The sequence below is a fragment of the Pseudomonas sp. GL-RE-26 genome, assembly GCF_019956275.1.
GTDB classification, from domain to species: Bacteria; Pseudomonadota; Gammaproteobacteria; order Pseudomonadales; family Pseudomonadaceae; genus Aquipseudomonas; species Aquipseudomonas grandcourensis.
In genome coordinates this window covers 1-16,844 of the sequence record NZ_JAHBDI010000024.1, presented here as the reverse complement: position 1 = coordinate 16,844, position 16,844 = coordinate 1, and the positions used below count along the sequence as shown (strand labels likewise).

The following is a 16,844-nucleotide window of genomic DNA, read 5'->3' as shown; positions in this document are numbered from 1 at the left end:
TTCCATTCATTCGGAACCTCAAACATGAGCGACAACCTGCTGAGCATCCCTTGCACCACGATCAAGGGTGAGCAAAAAACCCTGGCGGATTTCGCCGGCAAAGCCGTGCTGGTGGTCAACACGGCCAGCAAATGCGGTTTCACTCCGCAGTACAAAGGCCTGGAAGAGTTGTGGCAGACCTACAAGGAACAGGGCCTGGTGGTACTCGGATTTCCCTGCAACCAGTTCGGCAAGCAAGAGCCGGGCAACGAAGGGGCGATCTCCGAATTCTGCGAGCTGAACTTCGGTGTCAGCTTCCCGCTGTTCAAAAAGATCGACGTCAATGGTGCCGACGCCCATCCGCTGTTCGTGCAATTGAAAAAGCGCGCACCGGGGGTGCTGGGTTCCCAGGGCATCAAGTGGAATTTCACCAAGTTCCTGATCGGCAAGGATGGGCAACTGGTCAAGCGCTTCGCTCCGGCGACCAAGCCGCAGGACCTGACCCGCGAGATCGAAGCCCTGCTCAAATGAATACCTTGTCAGTCGATTCCCTGAAGCTCGACAGCCAGCTGTGTTTCAAGCTCTACGCGGCTTCCCGAGCGGTGATTCGCGCCTACAAGCCGATGCTCGATCAGTTGGGCCTGACTTACCCTCAGTACCTGGCGATGCTGGTTTTATGGGAGTGGCAGGAAGCGGCCCCGGAGCAACCGACCGTCAAGGCATTGGGCGAGCGTCTGGCCCTGGATTCCGGCACGCTGACACCCTTGCTCAAGCGCCTGGAACAACTGCAACTGGTGCAGCGTCAGCGTTCGGCACGCGATGAACGTGAAGTGCATCTGAGCCTGTCACCAGCCGGCACGGCCTTGCGCGACCAGGTCGGGCCACTCAAGGCGCGCCTGTTGTGCGACAGCGGGGTCGATCTGAATCGTCTCAACGACTTGCGCGATGGCCTCGATCACCTGTTGGGGCAGATCAAGGCGCTGTCGTAGCGGGGATCCACAGGTCCAGCAGGGCGGCCAGTTCTTCGCGCCGGAAGGGTTTGGCCAGGTAGTCGCTCATGCCCGCGGCACGACAGCGTTCGCGCTCCTCCGACATGGCGTTGGCCGTCAGGGCGACGATGGGCAGTTGGGGCCAGCGTCCGCTGCGGCGGATTTGCCGGCTCGCTTCATAGCCGTCCATCACCGGCATGTTGCAGTCCATCAGCACCAGGTCGAATTCCCGTTGCTCGAGTTGATCCAGGGCCTCTCCACCATGAGCCGCAGTGGTGACTTCGCAACCGAGTTTGCCGAGCATGCCCTTGGCCACCAACTGGTTGACCGGATTATCTTCCACCAACAACACGCGTCCGCGGCGTAGCGGGCATTGCGTGTCGAGCCGGGCCTCATTGATCGGGTGGGTTTGCGGTTGCAGGATCCGCTGCAACGTCTGAAGCAGCGTACTGCGGGCCAAGGGGCGGGCCTGTTGTTGCAGGGGGGCGAGGGCGTTGACCTCTTCGCTGGGCATGAAGTTGCCATAAGCGGTGATCAGCAGGATCGGCGCGCTGAGGGTGGGGCGCAAACTGAACAGGCATTCGGGGCAGTCGGTGATGAGCACGTCGGCTGCCAGGCCAAGCAGTGAGTCATCCATGGAACGCCGTTCATAGTCCAGCCCCCAGCCAGGCAACAGACTGTTGAGCAGCTCGCCCAGCCCGCTGCTGGCGGCCGTGATGGCAATGACTTTGCCCTTGAGCGAAACAGCAGTTGCACGGGTATGGCTGGGCAATGGCAAATCCGCGCAGAACTGGCTGCCAAAGCCCGGCTCGGAGCTGATCGTCAGGCGCCCTTGCATGGCTTCGCAAAGGTTGTAGGTCAGGGCCAGGCCCAGCCCGGTGCCGCCAAACTGGCGGGTAATACCGACACCGGCCTGGGTGAAGGGCTGCAAGATTTTGACCTGGGCATCCAGAGGGATGCCGATGCCGGTGTCGCACACTTCGATTCTGACGCCGTCGCCGAACGTCGACAGGCGCACGTCGACCCGTCCGAAACGGGTGAACTTGAGGGCGTTGGACAGCAGATTACTGACGATCTGCCGCACCCGGGTCGGGTCGCCAAGCACCAGTGCCGGGAAATGCGGATCGATCAGGCAGGTCAGTTCGACGCTGGGGGCGGCGTTCTGCGACAACAGGTTGGCGGTGTCTTCGATCAGCGAACCGAGGTCGAAGGGGATGTGTTCAAGTTCGAGTTGGCCGGCATCGAACTTCGACAAGTCGAGAATATCGTTGAGCAACTCCACCAGCACTTTGCCCGAGTCATGGGCGATCGACAGTTGCTGCTGTTGTTCGGCATTCAACGGCCCGTCGAGGGACAGCGCGATCATCCCGAGCAAGCCATTGAGAGGCGTGCGAATTTCATGGCTCATGTTGGCCAGGAACACCGAGCGGGCATCGGCCATGTCGAGGGCGGTACTGCGGGCGACTTCCAGTTCCTCGTTGGATTGGCTCAGCCGGGTGTTGATCGCCTTGAGTTCGGCGGTGCGGGCCGAGACGATGTTTTCCAGTTGGCCCAGATACTCGGTCAGGCGGTTTTCCGCGTTGCGCCGCTGCTGGATTTCGGTGGCGATGTTCTTGAATTGCTGATTGGCAACCTTGACCAGCACGCCGATCTCATCGTCGGCGTGTACGACGGGACACTCCAGTGAGGTCGGCTCGGTGCTGCTCGGGTCGCGACCGCTGAGTTCACGAATGACCCGCACCAGGGGTTTGGTCAGCATCACATAGAACAGCGCCAGCAGGATGCCGGACAACAGCAGGCTGCGGGCGAAGCCATTGATCAGGGTCACTTCGGCCCGGCGCAGGAACCGGTCGCCGAAGGCGTAAGTGTCGACGTTCAGCCGCAGCGTACCCAGGGATTCGTTGGGTAAATGATCCAGGTAAAGCCGGTCTTCGAACTGTCGGTTGGCGCCGAACAGGAAGTCACTGAGCATCCGGTAACCGTTTTCCACACCGGGTCGCTTGACGTTGGCCAGCACGGTGCCGTTGTTGTCGGTCAGTTTTGCGCCGATGATCGCTGGCGAGCGTAGCAGGCCCTGGGTCAGTTCCTTGGCGAGTTCGGCGTCGATGTTGTAGGCGATTCGCGAGGCCGGATTGTGGCTGATCTCCAGTAATGAAAGGATTTCACGATTGATGGAGGCGTCTTCACTGGCATAATCGATGCCTATTTGCAGCAGGCTGAGCAGCGTGCCCAGAATGAAACCGACCAGCACGGTAAGCCGGGCTTGCTTGAATGACAGCCGGTTGGTGAATTTGATGTCCATGAGGGGGTGAACCACTTCGGTTTCCTTTCGCTGCTCAAGCATAGCCGATCATGCCTGCCTGCTGATGTTCTCGCGAGGCCTGTACTGCGGGGGCAGCCGCTTGTGTGACGCTGTGTTTCGTCGCTGTATCACCATCATTACTGTGAACGTGCCTGAGGAGAAGTCGTGGACTCTCGATTGAATGCTTTTCTTGAACGCGCCGATGCCGTTCTGGCCCGTATCGAGCCGTTGCTGCCGGCGCCACGGCCCGCCATCGACTGGACGCAATGCCTGGCCGCGCGCTGGCAGCGTGAGTCGCGCGGCGGTTATCTGATGCCGCTGGAAGTCAGCCTCGACATGCGTTTGTCGGATCTGATCGGCGTCGACCGGCAAGTCGAGCAACTTGGGCGCAATACCCAACAGTTTCTCGACGGCATGCCGGCCAACCACGCCTTGCTCTGGGGCTCGCGCGGCACCGGCAAGTCGTCGCTGGTGCGCGCCTTGCTGGCTGAGCACGCTCAAGCCGGTTTGCGCTTGATCGAGATTGAACGTGATCACCTGGCAGACCTGCCGCGAGTGGTCGAACAGATCGGCAAGCTGCCCCAGCGTTTCGTGCTGTTTTGCGATGACCTCTCGTTCGAGTCGGGCGAAGGTGATTACCGGGTGCTCAAGAGCGTCCTCGACGGCTCGCTGGAACAGGCTCCGGACAATGTTTTGCTGTACGCCACGTCCAACCGTCGCCACCTGGTGCCGGAAAAGGAAAGTGACAATGAAAACTGGAAACGGGTCGACGGCGAACTGCATCCGAGCGAGGCGGTGGAAGACAAGATCGCGCTGTCGGACCGTTTCGGTTTGTGGCTGTCGTTCTATCCGTTTACCCAGGAACACTTCCTAGACGTCGTCGAACACTGGATCGGCCAGTTGGCCGGCAAGGCCGGATTGGCCTGGCAGCGCAGCGAAGAGCTGGACATTCTGGCGGTACGCTGGGCCACCGGCCGAGGCAATCGCAATGGGCGTTGCGCCTATCAATTTGCCCGTTATTGGGTCGGGCTGAAACTGTTGGAGCACAAGGCATGATCGATTTACAAAAAAGCGGCCAGGGCCTCGAAGGCTACGGAATGCTGCACGCACAGCTGGAATCATTGCTGGCGGACGAGCGGGACTTCATCGCCAATGCCGCACAGTTTTCGGCGTTTCTGTTCAACCAACTCGATGACTTGAATTGGGCCGGTTTCTACCTCAATCGTAATGAGGAACTGGTGCTGGGCCCGTTTCAGGGGCAGATCGCTTGCGTGCGGATTCCGTTCGGTCGTGGCGTTTGCGGGGCGGCGGCGGCCACCTTGCAGACTCAACGAGTCGAAGATGTGCATGCGTTCCCCGGTCACATTGCCTGCGACAGCGCCTCGAACAGCGAACTGGTGGTGCCGCTGGTCAAGGACGGCATATTGATCGGTGTGCTCGACCTCGACAGTCCGAAACTCGCGCGTTTCACCGCGCAGGACCAGGCCGGGATCGAACAGCTGGCGGCGATTTTCCTGCGCCTGACCGACTGCTGATCAAGACGCCAGGCCGGCCTTGGCCAGTAGGCCCGAGGCGTCCACCGTATCGATCTGCCCGGGGTCGAGGAAGCGCCTGGCGTACTGCAAATAGATCTGTGCCTTGATGAACAGCCCGAACAGTTCCGGGTCGATGTGGGCATCACGGCACATGAACGCCATGATGCCCAGCGCCTCGCTCAGGGTCTTGGCTTTTTTGTAGGGGCGGTCGGCGGCCGTCAAGGCTTCGAAAATATCGGCAATCGCCATCATCCGCGCTGGCAGGCTCATTTCTTCTCGCTTCAAGCGTTTCGGATATCCGCTGCCGTCCATTTTTTCGTGGTGCCCGCCGGCTATTTCCGCGACGTTGCGCAAGTGCTCGGGGAACGGCAGATGGTTGAGCATCAGAATCGTCTGAACGATGTGGTTATTGATGACATAGCGCTCCTCGCCGGTCAGTGTGCCCCGGACAATGCTCAGGTTGTACAGCTCGCCCCGGTTGTATTTGTGGGGCGGAACGTCGAGTTTGAAGGCCAGGGGATTGTCTTGCGGTATCACTTCGTTTTCGCTGCGTTCGAACAGGTGCTCGGGTTTGTCCGCCAGTAACGGTTCGCTGACGGGCAGGGTGGGGGCGGGCGTTCGGGCCTGACGCCGGTTTTCTTCCCAGGACACGCCCAGCCGGTCATCCAGGGTCCGGGTCCAAGTGCGTTCAGCCAGACTGCGCAGGCGTTGCAGATCTGCGTCGGCCATGGTTTCGCCACCGAGATTGCAATGGGCCACGAAGGCGAAATCATTATCCAGTCCGGCCAGGCTGGCATTGCGTAATTCTGCCAGCGCTTGTTCGTCACCGCCCAGGGCAATGGCCTGCCAGTAGCTGATCCAGGCATCGCGCTTGAGTACCTCGAAACGGGTACGGATTTCATGGATGCGATCGGTCAGGGTTTCCAGTTTCGTGGCTTTGTCGACGACGTATTCCGGGGTGGTGATCTTGCCGCAATCGTGCAGCCAGGCGGCGATGTGCAGTGCCTCCCATTCATCTTCGGTCGGCTGATAGGCGCTGAAGGCGGGCTCCTGGCTGTTTGCCGCCGCCTGGGCAAGCATCAGGGTCAGTTCCGGCACGCGCTGGCAATGGCCGCCGGTGTAGGGGCTTTTGGCGTCGATGGCGCCGGCCAGCAGTTGAATGAAGGCGTCCAGCAGCTGTTTTTGCCGGGCTTGCAGGCGCTGGCTTTCGATACATACGGCGGCCGCGCCGGACACCGCCTGGAGAAACGCGATGCGGTCCGGCCGCAGTTTGTCCAGATCACTCTGCTCGCCACTGTCGGCCAACAGCAACACCTGCAGACCTACGGTTTCGTTGTGGCGATTGTGCAGGCGGATCCCGATCAGATGGACCCGGGGACTTTCCAGCGCGAGCAGGATTTTCTGCAGATCACCCGCCTGCTCGAAACCCAGGTTGCTGACGACAGTGTCGACGTTGGCCAACTGGCTCAGCCATGGGGGGCTTTGCGGGTTATTGAGCGAGTGTCCGCGGATGTCGAAGGCTTGCAGGTTTTCGGCGGTGTTATTGATGACCAGTCCGTGGGGTTCCATGTGCTCGCCGTCACCTTCGCGCAGGTAGATCAGGCCGGCCTGGGCCTGACCGATTTTCACGGTTTCAAACAACACCCGTTCCAGCAGCGGGGCGAAACGGGTTTCGGCACTGAGGCTGTCTGTGATCTGGAAGAAACTCGCCAGGGTGTCTTTCATCCGAGCCATCGACACACTCAACTGGTCGACTTCGAGCACCGGCGAGCGACGGGAAAGTGGAAAATTGAAGTCGAAACTGCGAATCGCATCGGCCTCCTGCACCAGGGCGCGTAAGGGTTTGACCAGGATTCTTGACGTCAGCCAACCCAGCGGTACGCATAACAGCAGGGTTGCCAGGGTAATGAGCGCACCTTGCCAGCGCATCCGGTACGCGTCGACGAGCAACTCGTCTTCCGGTACCAGTAGCGCCAGTTGCAGGCCTTGGGGGCCGCCTTCCTGCATGCTGCTGCGGGCCACGATCCACTGCCGGCCGCTGGCGTTCAGGCGACTGCCCTGAGGGGGGCTGTTGAGCAGCGCACCCAGGCTGGGGCTCAGGTCCGCCGCCTTGATCAGGCGGGACGTCTGATCATCGATGATCAGCCTGTGGCTGTCGGGGTAGGCAATGGCATTGCCTTCGGCATCGAACAGCACGATTTCGGTATTGGGGGTCACGACGTGCTTGGCCAGGGTCGCGCTGAGTTCGGCCAGGGTCAGGTCAGCGGCCAGGATTGCCTTGGCGCCGCTGCGTCGCGCCAGCGTCGTGCCGATGTTGTGAGTGGAAAAGAAGATATAGGGTTCGGTGGTGATCTGGTCATTGTCTCCGTGGGCGCTGGTAAACCAGGTGCGATTGCGTGGGTCGTACGTGTCGTTCAGGTTGTCCTGACGGCTGACAAGTGCCAGGTTCCGGTCGAAAAACAACGACTGGGAGTGGGCCTGGCCGCTGCTGTCGTGCTCGATGCTCCAGACTTGGTAAACCGCCGTGTCCGGTGCCTTGACCAGGGCTTTGACCGCTGGAGTGCGCAGCGGGCGGACCATGAAAAAGTCACCATTGTCGTAGCCCAGGTATAGCGAAGCCAGGTTGGGGTTGTCCTCGAGTGACTGGCTGAACGGTTCGAGCAGTGCCAGGCGCTGTTCCAGATCAGGGGACTGGCCCGCCGGATTGAGTGCCAGCAGGCTCAACAGATGACGAATGGGGTCATAGGTCGCGTGCAGGTCCAGCCGGACATCCTGCTCAATGCGGTTGAAGAGTTTTTCGCTGCCGGACAAGATGATCTGTGTGGTTTGCCGGTAGTTGAAAAGCCCCAGCACCGCCCCGGTCAGCAACAACAAAAAGGTGAACATCACGCTGATATGGACATGCAGCGGAAATCTTCGTGGATCCGTGCGCAGTGGGTCAGGCATTGCGGGTTTCTCCATGATGGTCAACACACTGCCGAGGGACCAAGCATAGTTAAGGCTCTGGCATTTTGCTTTCGTCGTAATGTTCGATCTGACGTAGCAACGCGTCCTCCAGCTCAAGCATGGCGCGCTCCATGGATTTGCAGCATCCAGCTACTTCTTCGCGATCGAAATCCTCATGGCAGGCGGCTTCGAGTGCCTCGCAACGGTCGATCAGGCGGGTGGCTTGTACTATCCGGGCCGCGCCTTTGATTTTGTGGGCAATGTCCAGCAGCGCCTGGGTATCCCCGGAGCTGGATAACGACAACAGCGTTGGCAGATCCTGGCGGTTGCTGTTCACCAGCTCGTTCAGCAATCGTCGGTTCAACATCGGGTTGCCCCCGGTCAGCAGTTTCAACCCGTGAAGGCTGAACGCCGGGGTTGCATGGGTTGGTTCAATGCTTTGCACCCATTGACTCAAGGCCCCGAGGCTGAGAGGTTTGAACAGGCAGTCGTCCATTCCGGCCTGTTTGCAGCGTTGTATTTCTTCCGGTTGGGCATTGGCGGTAAAGCCGAGAACGGTGCAGGGAGGACGATGGAGTTGTCGCTCATGCTGGCGAATGGCACGGCTCAGCTCATAACCGCTCATGACTGGCATGTTGCAATCGGCGATCACCAGATCAAAAGGCTGGTCCTTCCATGCCTCCAATCCCTCCTGTCCATCGGCCGCGACAGTGAAGCGATGCCCAAGAAACTCCAGTTGCTGGCAAGTGAGCAATCGATTGGCCGAGTGATCGTCGACTACCAGAACATTCAATGGGGTTGTGGCGACGACGATTTGGGTTTCGACCACTTGGGCTGACTGTTGCAACGGCAACGTTTCCAGCTGCAACAACACCTCCACTTGGGTGCCGATGCCCGGCTCGCTGCGTAATTGCAGGCTACCGCCCATCATCTCGCAGAGATTGCGGCTGATCACCAGCCCCAGCCCTGCGCCTCCCCTGGCCGATTGCATGGCGTGGTCGGCCTGAGCGAAGGGTTCGAACAGGCGTTGTTGATCCTGTTCGCTGATCCCGATACCACTGTCGTGAACCTGCACCCGCATATGCACACGCTCAGGTTGCGTTGCCGGGTGCAGGTCGACAATGACCCGGACCTGGCCTTGCTCGGTAAACTTGATGGCATTGCTGATCAGGTTGGACAACACCTGTTTGAAGCGCAATGGGTCCAGCAACACATCGAAAGTCGGGTTCGCCGATGAAAACTCCAGCACTAGCTCGAGTTCCTTCTGTCGGGCCAGACCTTCGAAAATCCGCACGACCGAGGTCACAAGTTCACCCGGATCAACCCGCTCCGGGCTCAGGCTCAAGCGTCCTGATTCGATTCTGGCGATGTCGAGAATGTCGCCGATCAATTCCAGCAACCCTTTCGCCGAGTTGTACGCGACATCAATGGCCGCACGCTCCGGGTGCTGATGATCAAGACGCTTGAGTGTCAGTTCAAGCATGCCGATGATTGCATTCATCGGCGTGCGGATCTCATGGCTCATCGTGGCCAGAAACGTGCTTTTGGCCCGGTTGGCGTTATCGGCGCGTTCTTTCGCGCAGCGCAGATCATCGAGCAGTTGCCGCCGCTCGCTGATGTCGATCCAGCCACCGATAATGCCTTGCACTTTTGCGCTGGAGTCCCGATAGGGAAGAATCCAGTGATAGATCGTCAGCCGCCGGCCACCAATGTGCAGCTCGCGATCGACGATCAACGGTCTGCCCTCGGCCACCACGCGTTGGTAGTCGGCCTGGTACTCTCGGGCTTCAAACACATTGCTCATCGATCCCTGCATGACGCTTTTGCCGATGACATCTTCACGCCGGGCGCAGAACGCTTGCAGGTAACTGTCGTTGCAACTTTGCAGCAGCCCCTGGCGGTCACGTACGTAGATCGGATGGGGCGTGCCATTGACCAGCGATCGCATGAATTCGAACTGATCGTTCAGCGCACGCTCGGCGGCCTTGCGCTGCTTGATCTGGCGTCGCATGTAGTCGTTCCACGCAACGGAAATCAGCAACAGCACGCCGGCACCGATGACAATTTGGTAGAACAGTCTTTGATAGTTGCGCCAGGTGCTTTGCGAGGACGCAGAATAGCCGCGCCAGCGACTGTTGATAATGCCCAGCTCTTCCGGCGAGATGCTCAGCAGCGCCTTGTCGAGAATGGCGTTCAGCTCTTTGGCGCCCAGAGCGGTAGCAAGGGAAAACGCCGCCTGCTCGGTACCGATGGTGGTGCTGATTTGCAATGTGTGCTCGAACAGCCGCGAGGAAATGAAGTAATTGGCAATGACCAATGAGTTCACCGCGCCCTCTGCCTGGCCTTCGGCGAGTAATTCTACGGCGCTGAAGGTGTCCGGCGTTTCGATCAACTTGATCCTGGGAAACTCACCGCGCAGGTAATCCATGAGTGGATTGCCGCGGGCAATGGCCAGGCGCTTGTCCTGTAACTGCGCGAGGTTGGTCGGGCTGTCAGCGGCTTTGCGGGTCAGCAGGACGTAGGAATTTTCCAGAAAGGGGCGGGTAAAGTTCAGCTGGGTTTGGCGTTGGGCGCTGGGGAGCAACGCAGCGATCACATCTACCTTGTTGTCCTTGATCTGTTTGATCATCTCGTCATCGCTTCGACTGCTCCGGATATCGAAGCGCAAGCCGGTACGCAGCCTGATCAGCTCAAGCAAATCCGCGGTGACCCCACGAAAATTGCCATTGCTATCGAAAAAGGTCAGTGGCGCAAAGGCTTCGTTGACGACAACTCGCACAATCGGGTGGTGGCTCAGCCAGCGCTCTTCCCGGTCAGTGAGTTGCAGCTTTTGATCGGTCAGCAGAATGTCGCTGCCGGCGCTCCAGCGTTTGGCGATGTTTTCTCGTTCACTGGAGGGGATGGCAGTGATCATCGCGTTGATGATGCCAAGCAGCTCGGGGTTGTTGCGGTTGACGGCGAAGCTGAAACCAAAGGCTTCATGTTTGCCGAAGTTGGCCATGCGGATGTTGTTCAGGTACCCCTTGTTGATCATGTAGTGAGTTGAAATGGTGTCACCGAGAAACACGTCCGCCTGATCGAAAGCAACGGCATTGATAGCATTCTGGTAGGACGGATAGGACGTGATGATCGCCTTCGGGTACAACGCCTTGACTTCCGCCAGCGGCAAGTAGTGATACACCATGCTCAGGCGCAATCCGGCCAGGCCATCGGTGAGGGATCGGGTTTCCCCTTCGCGGGTCACCAATACGGGTTGGTCGACGGCATAGGGTATGGACAGTGCAATGTCGGCATTGCCAGCTTCGAATCCATTGGCGGTGCCAAGCAGATCGACTTCGCCGTTCTCCAGCGCAGCGATCGCGGCCCCTCGGGAATCGAAACGCCGAACCGTGACGGGCAGACCGGTTACTTTCCCCAGGAGACCGGCGTAATCGGCGGTAAACCCTTCATAGTCCCGACCACTGGTGGTCAGGTCGAATGGGGGATAGTCCGGGGCCGACGTACCGAGCGTCAGTTGTTTTTTTTGTGTTATCCATTGTTGCTGGGATTCATCCAGCCGAACCTCCAGCGCTCCGACCTTCGAGCGGCTGAGCAACGTGTAGTTTTCATTGCCCGGTGCCCCGAGCAACGAGGTGCTCACGCATAGACCTGCGGTCAGTTGAATCAGATAGACCTTCAAACGGCTGGGCATCCAGGTTCTCACACGAGTGCGTTACGTTTTGCCATCTCGATTAGTTCAACCAGGGATTTGGCTTTGAGTTTCTGCATGAGGCGCTTTTTGTAGGTGCTCACGGTCTTGTTGCTCAGGAACATGCCCTTGGCGATTTCCTTGTTTGTGCGACCTTGGGCAAAAAGTTGCAAGACCATTAGTTCCCGGTCATTTACCGATTTGAACAGTTCCAGTTCGATACAGCGTGTTTCATCTCCGCGGATGGGGTTCAGCGCCTCGCTCGGGAAATAGTTGTAACCTGCAAATACCGCTTTTATGGCGCTGACCAGTTCACTGATGTCCTCTTGTTTGCAGACATAGCCCGATGCACCCGATTGCATGCAACGAATACCGAAAAGTGTCGGGCATTGTGCTGTCAGTACAAGTGTTTTAAGAGGGGTGCTCATTGCATTGAATCGGGACAGCACTTCCAGGCCATCCAGTTTTGGAATGCTGATGTCGAGAATGACCAGGTCCGGCATGCATTCGCGAACCATCTGCATGGCGTCGACCCCATTGTCAGTTTCGCCGACGACTTTGTAACCTTCATGCTCCAGTAACATTCGAACGGCAAGGCGGATAACCGGGTGATCGTCGACAATAAAAACGGAGTTCATAATCAAGTCCCATGCGAGCTCAAATAAAGCGCGCACCATAGCTCAGATACTAGAAGGGACGCATGAACTGACCGAGCTGTAGCAGCAATATAGGAGAAATCCTACAGATTAAAAAGAATGGGACTACGTATTAACTAGGTTTCTTATTAGGAAGGCTGAAAAAAGTCCAGCCCGTGGATGTGCATTAAAAGGAAGTTGTTTGTAGGTTTTTCACTTTGTGTTTGTCAGCTTTTATATGTTTTTTTCTATAGTGGTGCTGAGGTCAACAAGTTTCTAAATTCAGATTGTTTCAGTGGTTTTATCAAGTAACCCAATAATGGCAGCCCGTGTTTAGTGGCCGTTTTTTCAAGCTCATCCAGTTCAGACGTCGTCAGGCTACTCAGAATGATCGCTTGCCTGATCAGCCCTCGCTGGCTGGCGAACCGGACCAGTTCGAGTCCCGTCAGATCGGGCAGGCATTGATCGCATAAAAGGATGTCGAACGGTTGCTCGGCCCCGAGCAGTTGCTGCAGAGCGCCTTTGGCGCTGTCGGTGGTCGTCAGCCGGGTGAAGCCATAACTTTCCAGCAGGCATTGAGTGGCTATTAGTTGGAAAGGATGGTCTTCCACCACGAGGATGCGTAGATCGTCTTCGGCCATGGGTGCACTTCATCTGTCGAACAGAAGGGAGGGCGATTGTTTCGCGAGAGTACCGGGCAAGCGATCAGTTTGCTCGCCATGTGCTGTAGGGCGATTCGACGAAACTTGAGTGCTGTTGGATGTTCAAGGGGGGATCAGCCATAACGAATGCCGTAATGGCTGACCAACCGATTCACTTCAGTGGCTGGCGCGGCCGGTCATTTCCAAAGCCATGTCACTGGCATAGCTGTCGGTCATGCCTGCGATGAAATCAATCATGCGCAAAAACGAAGTGTGCAACGGGCCGTGAGGGTCGGGTGCATTGTTGCCCAGCAGGTCAAGGATGCGGCGGCTCTTGAACGACGGCGTACGCCCATTGTGCTGCTCCAGCGCTGCACCACAAAAGGCGTTGAGCAGGATTTCCAGCGTGGTGTAGGCGCCGATCTCATGCAGGGTCTTGCGCTTGTCCTGGAAGATTTTCTTGCGGGCCATGTCCTTGGCATTGAGCACACAACGCTTGGCGGGACCGTGCATGTGTTCCACCAGATCGCCGGGCAGTGTACCGGCCAGCAGCGCATCCTGTTGCTCGACGAAGGCGCGGGCCGCGGCATTGGTCAAGTGCTCGATGGCTTTACCGCGCAGGATAGCCAGTTTGCGTCGGCGCGAATCGTCGGGGCCGAGCTGGCGATAGGTCTCCGGCAAGTCATCGCCCACCAGCCCCAGCAGCAGGGATTCGACTTCGGCGTATTCCAGCAACTCCATTTCCAGGCCGTCTTCCAGGTCGATCAGCGCATAGCAGATGTCGTCCGCGGCCTCCATCAGGTACACCAGCGGATGCCGAGCCCAGCGTTGCTCCTCCAGTTGTGGCAGGCCGAGTTTATGGGCGATCTGCTCCAGCAGCGGTAGCTCGCTCTGATAACAGCCGAACTTGTGTTTCTTGTAGCCCAGCGAGTCGGCGTGCCTGGCCGTCCATGGATACTTCAGGTACGTGCCCAGCGTTGCATAGGTCAGGCGGGTGCCGCCGTCGAACTGGTGATACTCCAGTTGGGTGAGTACCCGAAAGCCTTGGGCATTACCTTCGAAATTCAGGAAGTCATTGCGCTCGGCCTCACTCATTGCATCCAGCCAGCCACGGCCGGCGGCTTGCTGGAACCAATGGCGGATCGCGTCTTCACCGGAATGGCCAAACGGCGGGTTGCCGATGTCGTGTGCCAGGCAGGCCGATTGCACCACCATCCCCAGGTCGCTGGGTTCGCACCATTCGGGCAGAGTCTTGCGGATGGTTTCGCCGACGCGCATACCCAGTGAACGACCCACACAACTGACTTCCAGCGAGTGGGTCAGGCGCGTATGAATGTGATCGTTGCTGGACACCGGATGGACCTGGGTCTTGCGCCCGAGGCGGCGGAAAGCCCCCGAGAAAATGATGCGGTCGTGGTCTTTGTGGAAAGGGCTGCGGCCGAGTTCTTCAGGGCTGTGCAGAGGTTTTCCGAGGCGTTCGCGGGTAAGCAGGGTGTGCCAATCCAAGGCGGGGTCTCTCCGTCAGGTGACTGATAGCCTAGCTTCCCGTTTCGCGCCATGACCTGCAAGCGGAACTACAACCTGGCGGCGTCGATATCGAGGCCTCCTTGTAAGATCTTTTTTGGAGGGTGCCTGTTGACCGGGTAGGCGCACAGGATTGCACCCCTCGATAGAGGGGCACATCCCGTCGATATGGCAAGAATACAGCCAGAAAAAACTGATCAGTCTTTGCGCGAAGAGCCCTGCATGATCAGTTTGATCAGCGGCCCCAGTGAGGTGCCGAGGCGGATCAGCCGGGTCAGGCTGCTGATACCACCCCCGTTTTTTGCACCCTTTCCGGTCAGAAAACCCAGCAAGGTGACGGCGGCCACGCCCCAGAGTGGAGCGTGCTTGATGCCGAAGCCGTCCTGCAGGTTTTGCGTCATCCCGCGCACCCGTTGCAAGGGTTGCAGCAGTTGCGCGGATTCGTGGCGGATTTCCTGACGGTGCATTTCCATGCGCAGGCGGATCAGGGCCTTGCGCATTTCCGCGCGCGAGCTGTTTTGTGGCAATTCAGGCAGGCTCATGGCAGCAGGCGCTCCCGATCGTTCGCCAACTCTTCCAGGGTGCCGTGGAAGGGCGAGGACTCATCGAAAATCGCTGCTCTCAGGCGCATCCCACAGAATATGGCGGCGAGGGAGTAGAACACACAGAGCCCGATGATGGCGGCCAGGCGATACGTGTCCCAGAACAGGATAAGCACCAGCGTCGACAGCCCTACCAGCAGCAGCAACGCAAACACCAGCGCCAGGCCGGCAAACAGCAACAGGCTGACGGTGCGGGCTTTTTGTTCCTGCAATTCGATGCCGAACAGTTCGACATGGCTGTGCAGCAACCCAAGGAAGGCAGCACCCAGGCGCCGCGATGAGGAGCTGGTTCCCGTCATGGACGGGCCGGATTCGCCGATCGACATATCAGCGCCGGCTGGCCAGCAGGCCGATCAGGAAACCCACGCCGGCCGCGATCCCGACGGATTGCCAAGGGTTGGCCTGGACATAGTCTTCAGTGGCGGTGACAGCAGCCTTGCCGTGTTCGCGCAGGGAGTCTTCGGTCAGTTTCAGGGTTTCACGGGCACGCAAGAGACTGTCGTGGATCTGCTCGCGCAACTCGTCGGCCTGATCGCCGGCCAGGGTCGCGGTGTGCTCCAGCAACCGTTCGGTGTCACTGACCAGTGTCTGAAAGTCGTTCATCAGGATTTCTTGAGCAGTCTTTGCCTGTGTGCGGGCCATGGTGGATCTCCTTAAGTGGCGTTCTGATGCGTTCGAGTATGAGCCTTCGGCGAAGGTTCAGTACAAATGGCTGGTACAACTTTTGCTGAGTCGTGGTGCGCCGGTCCGCACCATTGCGTTATTGCCGGGCATGATTTCAGTAAAACCGTAGGACCAACAATCAAAAACTCGCGTAAACGTCCGGGGCGCGTTTTTCCTGGGCGGCATCCGTGCGCCAAAGTGGTTCAACGGGATCAGTCTGCTGATCCCTGGAAGCTGCAAATTGGTGCATGGGCAGCCATCGCGAACTGCTTTGGTGCTTTTTTTCTGCCATAAGGTCTGCCCATTCCATGGAAAATCTGCAAAGCGCTGTGGACACCCTGGTCCATAGCTCCAACACGCTGTTCATTCTGATCGGTGCGGTCATGGTTCTGGCCATGCACGCCGGTTTCGCCTTTCTCGAAGTCGGAACCGTGCGACAGAAAAACCAGGTCAATGCGTTGTCGAAAATCCTCAGCGACTTCGCTGTTTCGACACTGGCCTACTTCTTTATAGGCTATTGGATTTCCTATGGCGTGACGTTCATGCAACCAGCGGCAGTGCTCAATGCCGACCATGGCTATGGACTGGTGAAGTTTTTCTTCCTGCTGACCTTCGCCGCGGCAATCCCGGCGATCATTTCCGGAGGGATCGCCGAGCGCGCCCGGTTTGTCCCGCAACTGTGTGCAACCGCGTTGATTGTCGCGTTCATCTATCCATTCTTCGAAGGCATTGTCTGGAACGGCAATCTGGGCTTGCAAGCCTGGTTGCTGGAGCGCTTTGGCGCCGGTTTCCATGATTTCGCCGGCTCGGTGGTGGTGCATGCCATGGGCGGTTGGCTGGCACTGGCGGCGGTGCTGTTGCTCGGGCCGCGTAATGGCCGGTATCGCGAGGGCCGGCTGGTCGCGTTCGCGCCATCGAGCATCCCGTTTCTGGCACTGGGCTCGTGGATCCTGATTGTTGGCTGGTTCGGCTTCAACGTCATGAGTGCGCAAACCCTGCAAGGTGTCAGCGGGCTGGTGGCGGTGAACTCGTTGATGGCCCTGGTGGGCGGTACGGTGGCGGCGCTGATTGTCGGGCGCAATGACCCCGGCTTTCTGCATAACGGCCCGTTGGCGGGGCTCGTGGCAATCTGTGCCGGTTCTGACCTGATGCATCCTGTGGGGGCGCTGGTCACCGGTGCCGTCGCGGGGGCGTTGTTTGTCTGGTGCTTTACCGCGGCCCAAGGCAAATGGCGCATCGACGATGTGTTGGGTGTGTGGCCGTTGCATGGCTTGTGCGGCGTGTGGGGCGGCATCGCCTGCGGCATTTTCGGCCAGACCACTTTGGGTGGGCTGGGCGTG

At 58.7% G+C, this 16,844-nt stretch carries 14 protein-coding genes; 5 read left to right on the top strand and 9 right to left on the bottom strand.

All coding sequences use genetic code 11. The features are described 5' to 3' along the window. Nucleotides 1-24 precede the first annotated feature (24 nt). Together KGB07_RS16720 and KGB07_RS16715 are read left to right on the top strand one after the other, a co-directional pair. The gene (locus tag KGB07_RS16720; RefSeq protein ID WP_046043404.1) at nt 25-510 is read left to right on the top strand and encodes a glutathione peroxidase; all 486 of its coding nucleotides are present in this window, start codon (nt 25-27) and stop codon (nt 508-510) included. Further along, complete coding sequence (locus KGB07_RS16715) at nt 507-968, top strand: MarR family winged helix-turn-helix transcriptional regulator (RefSeq protein ID WP_046043405.1); 462 nt, start codon at nt 507-509, stop codon at nt 966-968. The genes KGB07_RS16720 and KGB07_RS16715 overlap by 4 nt, the downstream gene beginning before the upstream one ends. On the opposite strand, the gene KGB07_RS16710 is transcribed toward KGB07_RS16715, so the two are convergent. Next, nucleotides 952-3,312: a response regulator gene (locus KGB07_RS16710; protein ID WP_046043406.1), complete on the bottom strand. Its 2,361-nt coding sequence runs from the start codon at nt 3,310-3,312 to the stop codon at nt 952-954. The two genes, KGB07_RS16715 and KGB07_RS16710, sit on opposite strands and share 17 nt — an antisense overlap. A 123-nt stretch (nt 3,313-3,435) precedes the next feature. On the opposite strand from KGB07_RS16710, the gene KGB07_RS16705 reads away from it, so the two are divergent. Both KGB07_RS16705 and KGB07_RS16700 read left to right on the top strand, forming a co-directional pair. Next, nucleotides 3,436-4,326, top strand: coding sequence for an ATP-binding protein (locus KGB07_RS16705; RefSeq protein WP_046043407.1), 891 nt, complete (start codon nt 3,436-3,438; stop codon nt 4,324-4,326). Further along, nucleotides 4,323-4,805 (top strand): GAF domain-containing protein, encoded by a 483-nt coding sequence (locus tag KGB07_RS16700; RefSeq protein ID WP_046043409.1) that lies wholly within the window; start codon nt 4,323-4,325, stop codon nt 4,803-4,805. Before KGB07_RS16705 ends, KGB07_RS16700 begins: the two co-directional genes overlap by 4 nt. Here KGB07_RS16700 and KGB07_RS16695 read toward each other — a convergent pair whose 3' ends face one another. The 8 genes from KGB07_RS16695 to KGB07_RS16660 form a co-directional block, all read right to left on the bottom strand. Next, nucleotides 4,806-7,751: an HD domain-containing phosphohydrolase gene (locus tag KGB07_RS16695; RefSeq protein WP_046043410.1), complete on the bottom strand. Its 2,946-nt coding sequence runs from the start codon at nt 7,749-7,751 to the stop codon at nt 4,806-4,808. A gap of 49 nt (nt 7,752-7,800) precedes the next feature. Continuing rightward, complete coding sequence (locus KGB07_RS16690) at nt 7,801-11,442, bottom strand: transporter substrate-binding domain-containing protein (protein WP_046043412.1); 3,642 nt, start codon at nt 11,440-11,442, stop codon at nt 7,801-7,803. 8 nt (nt 11,443-11,450) lie between these two features. After that, the gene (locus KGB07_RS16685) at nt 11,451-12,077 is read right to left on the bottom strand and encodes a response regulator transcription factor (protein ID WP_223465988.1); all 627 of its coding nucleotides are present in this window, start codon (nt 12,075-12,077) and stop codon (nt 11,451-11,453) included. Nucleotides 12,078-12,322: 245 nt separating this feature from the next. Continuing rightward, the gene (locus KGB07_RS16680) at nt 12,323-12,715 is read right to left on the bottom strand and encodes a response regulator (protein WP_046040621.1); all 393 of its coding nucleotides are present in this window, start codon (nt 12,713-12,715) and stop codon (nt 12,323-12,325) included. 177 nt (nt 12,716-12,892) lie between these two features. After that, the gene (locus tag KGB07_RS16675) at nt 12,893-14,221 is read right to left on the bottom strand and encodes a deoxyguanosinetriphosphate triphosphohydrolase (RefSeq protein ID WP_046040619.1); all 1,329 of its coding nucleotides are present in this window, start codon (nt 14,219-14,221) and stop codon (nt 12,893-12,895) included. A 215-nt stretch (nt 14,222-14,436) separates the two neighbouring features. Further along, entirely contained in the window at nt 14,437-14,781 is a 345-nt protein-coding gene (locus tag KGB07_RS16670) for a hypothetical protein (RefSeq protein ID WP_046040617.1), read from the bottom strand. Further along, nucleotides 14,778-15,167 (bottom strand): phage holin family protein, encoded by a 390-nt coding sequence (locus KGB07_RS16665; RefSeq protein WP_046040616.1) that lies wholly within the window; start codon nt 15,165-15,167, stop codon nt 14,778-14,780. The genes KGB07_RS16670 and KGB07_RS16665 overlap by 4 nt, the downstream gene beginning before the upstream one ends. Before the next feature lies 1 nt (nt 15,168). Beyond that, a complete protein-coding gene (locus KGB07_RS16660; RefSeq protein ID WP_046040614.1) occupies nt 15,169-15,483 on the bottom strand; it encodes a YqjD family protein in 315 nt (104 codons plus the stop codon). Nucleotides 15,484-15,812: 329 nt separating this feature from the next. On the opposite strand from KGB07_RS16660, the gene KGB07_RS16655 reads away from it, so the two are divergent. Then, on the top strand, nt 15,813-16,844 hold a 1,032-nt coding region (locus KGB07_RS16655), incomplete at its 3' end, for an ammonium transporter (protein WP_223465987.1).

Coding starts and splice junctions, on each gene's coding strand:
- KGB07_RS16720 (WP_046043404.1), top strand. CDS start 25: ATGAGCGACAACCTGCTGAGCATCCCTTGCACCACGATCAAGGGTGAG.
- KGB07_RS16715 (WP_046043405.1), top strand. CDS start 507: ATGAATACCTTGTCAGTCGATTCCCTGAAGCTCGACAGCCAGCTGTGT.
- KGB07_RS16710 (WP_046043406.1), bottom strand. CDS start 3,312: ATGCTTGAGCAGCGAAAGGAAACCGAAGTGGTTCACCCCCTCATGGAC.
- KGB07_RS16700 (WP_046043409.1), top strand. CDS start 4,323: ATGATCGATTTACAAAAAAGCGGCCAGGGCCTCGAAGGCTACGGAATG.
- KGB07_RS16695 (WP_046043410.1), bottom strand. CDS start 7,751: ATGCCTGACCCACTGCGCACGGATCCACGAAGATTTCCGCTGCATGTC.
- KGB07_RS16690 (WP_046043412.1), bottom strand. CDS start 11,442: ATGCCCAGCCGTTTGAAGGTCTATCTGATTCAACTGACCGCAGGTCTA.
- KGB07_RS16685 (WP_223465988.1), bottom strand. CDS start 12,077: ATGAACTCCGTTTTTATTGTCGACGATCACCCGGTTATCCGCCTTGCC.
- KGB07_RS16680 (WP_046040621.1), bottom strand. CDS start 12,715: ATGGCCGAAGACGATCTACGCATCCTCGTGGTGGAAGACCATCCTTTC.
- KGB07_RS16670 (WP_046040617.1), bottom strand. CDS start 14,781: ATGAGCCTGCCTGAATTGCCACAAAACAGCTCGCGCGCGGAAATGCGC.
- KGB07_RS16665 (WP_046040616.1), bottom strand. CDS start 15,167: ATGTCGATCGGCGAATCCGGCCCGTCCATGACGGGAACCAGCTCCTCA.
- KGB07_RS16660 (WP_046040614.1), bottom strand. CDS start 15,483: ATGGCCCGCACACAGGCAAAGACTGCTCAAGAAATCCTGATGAACGAC.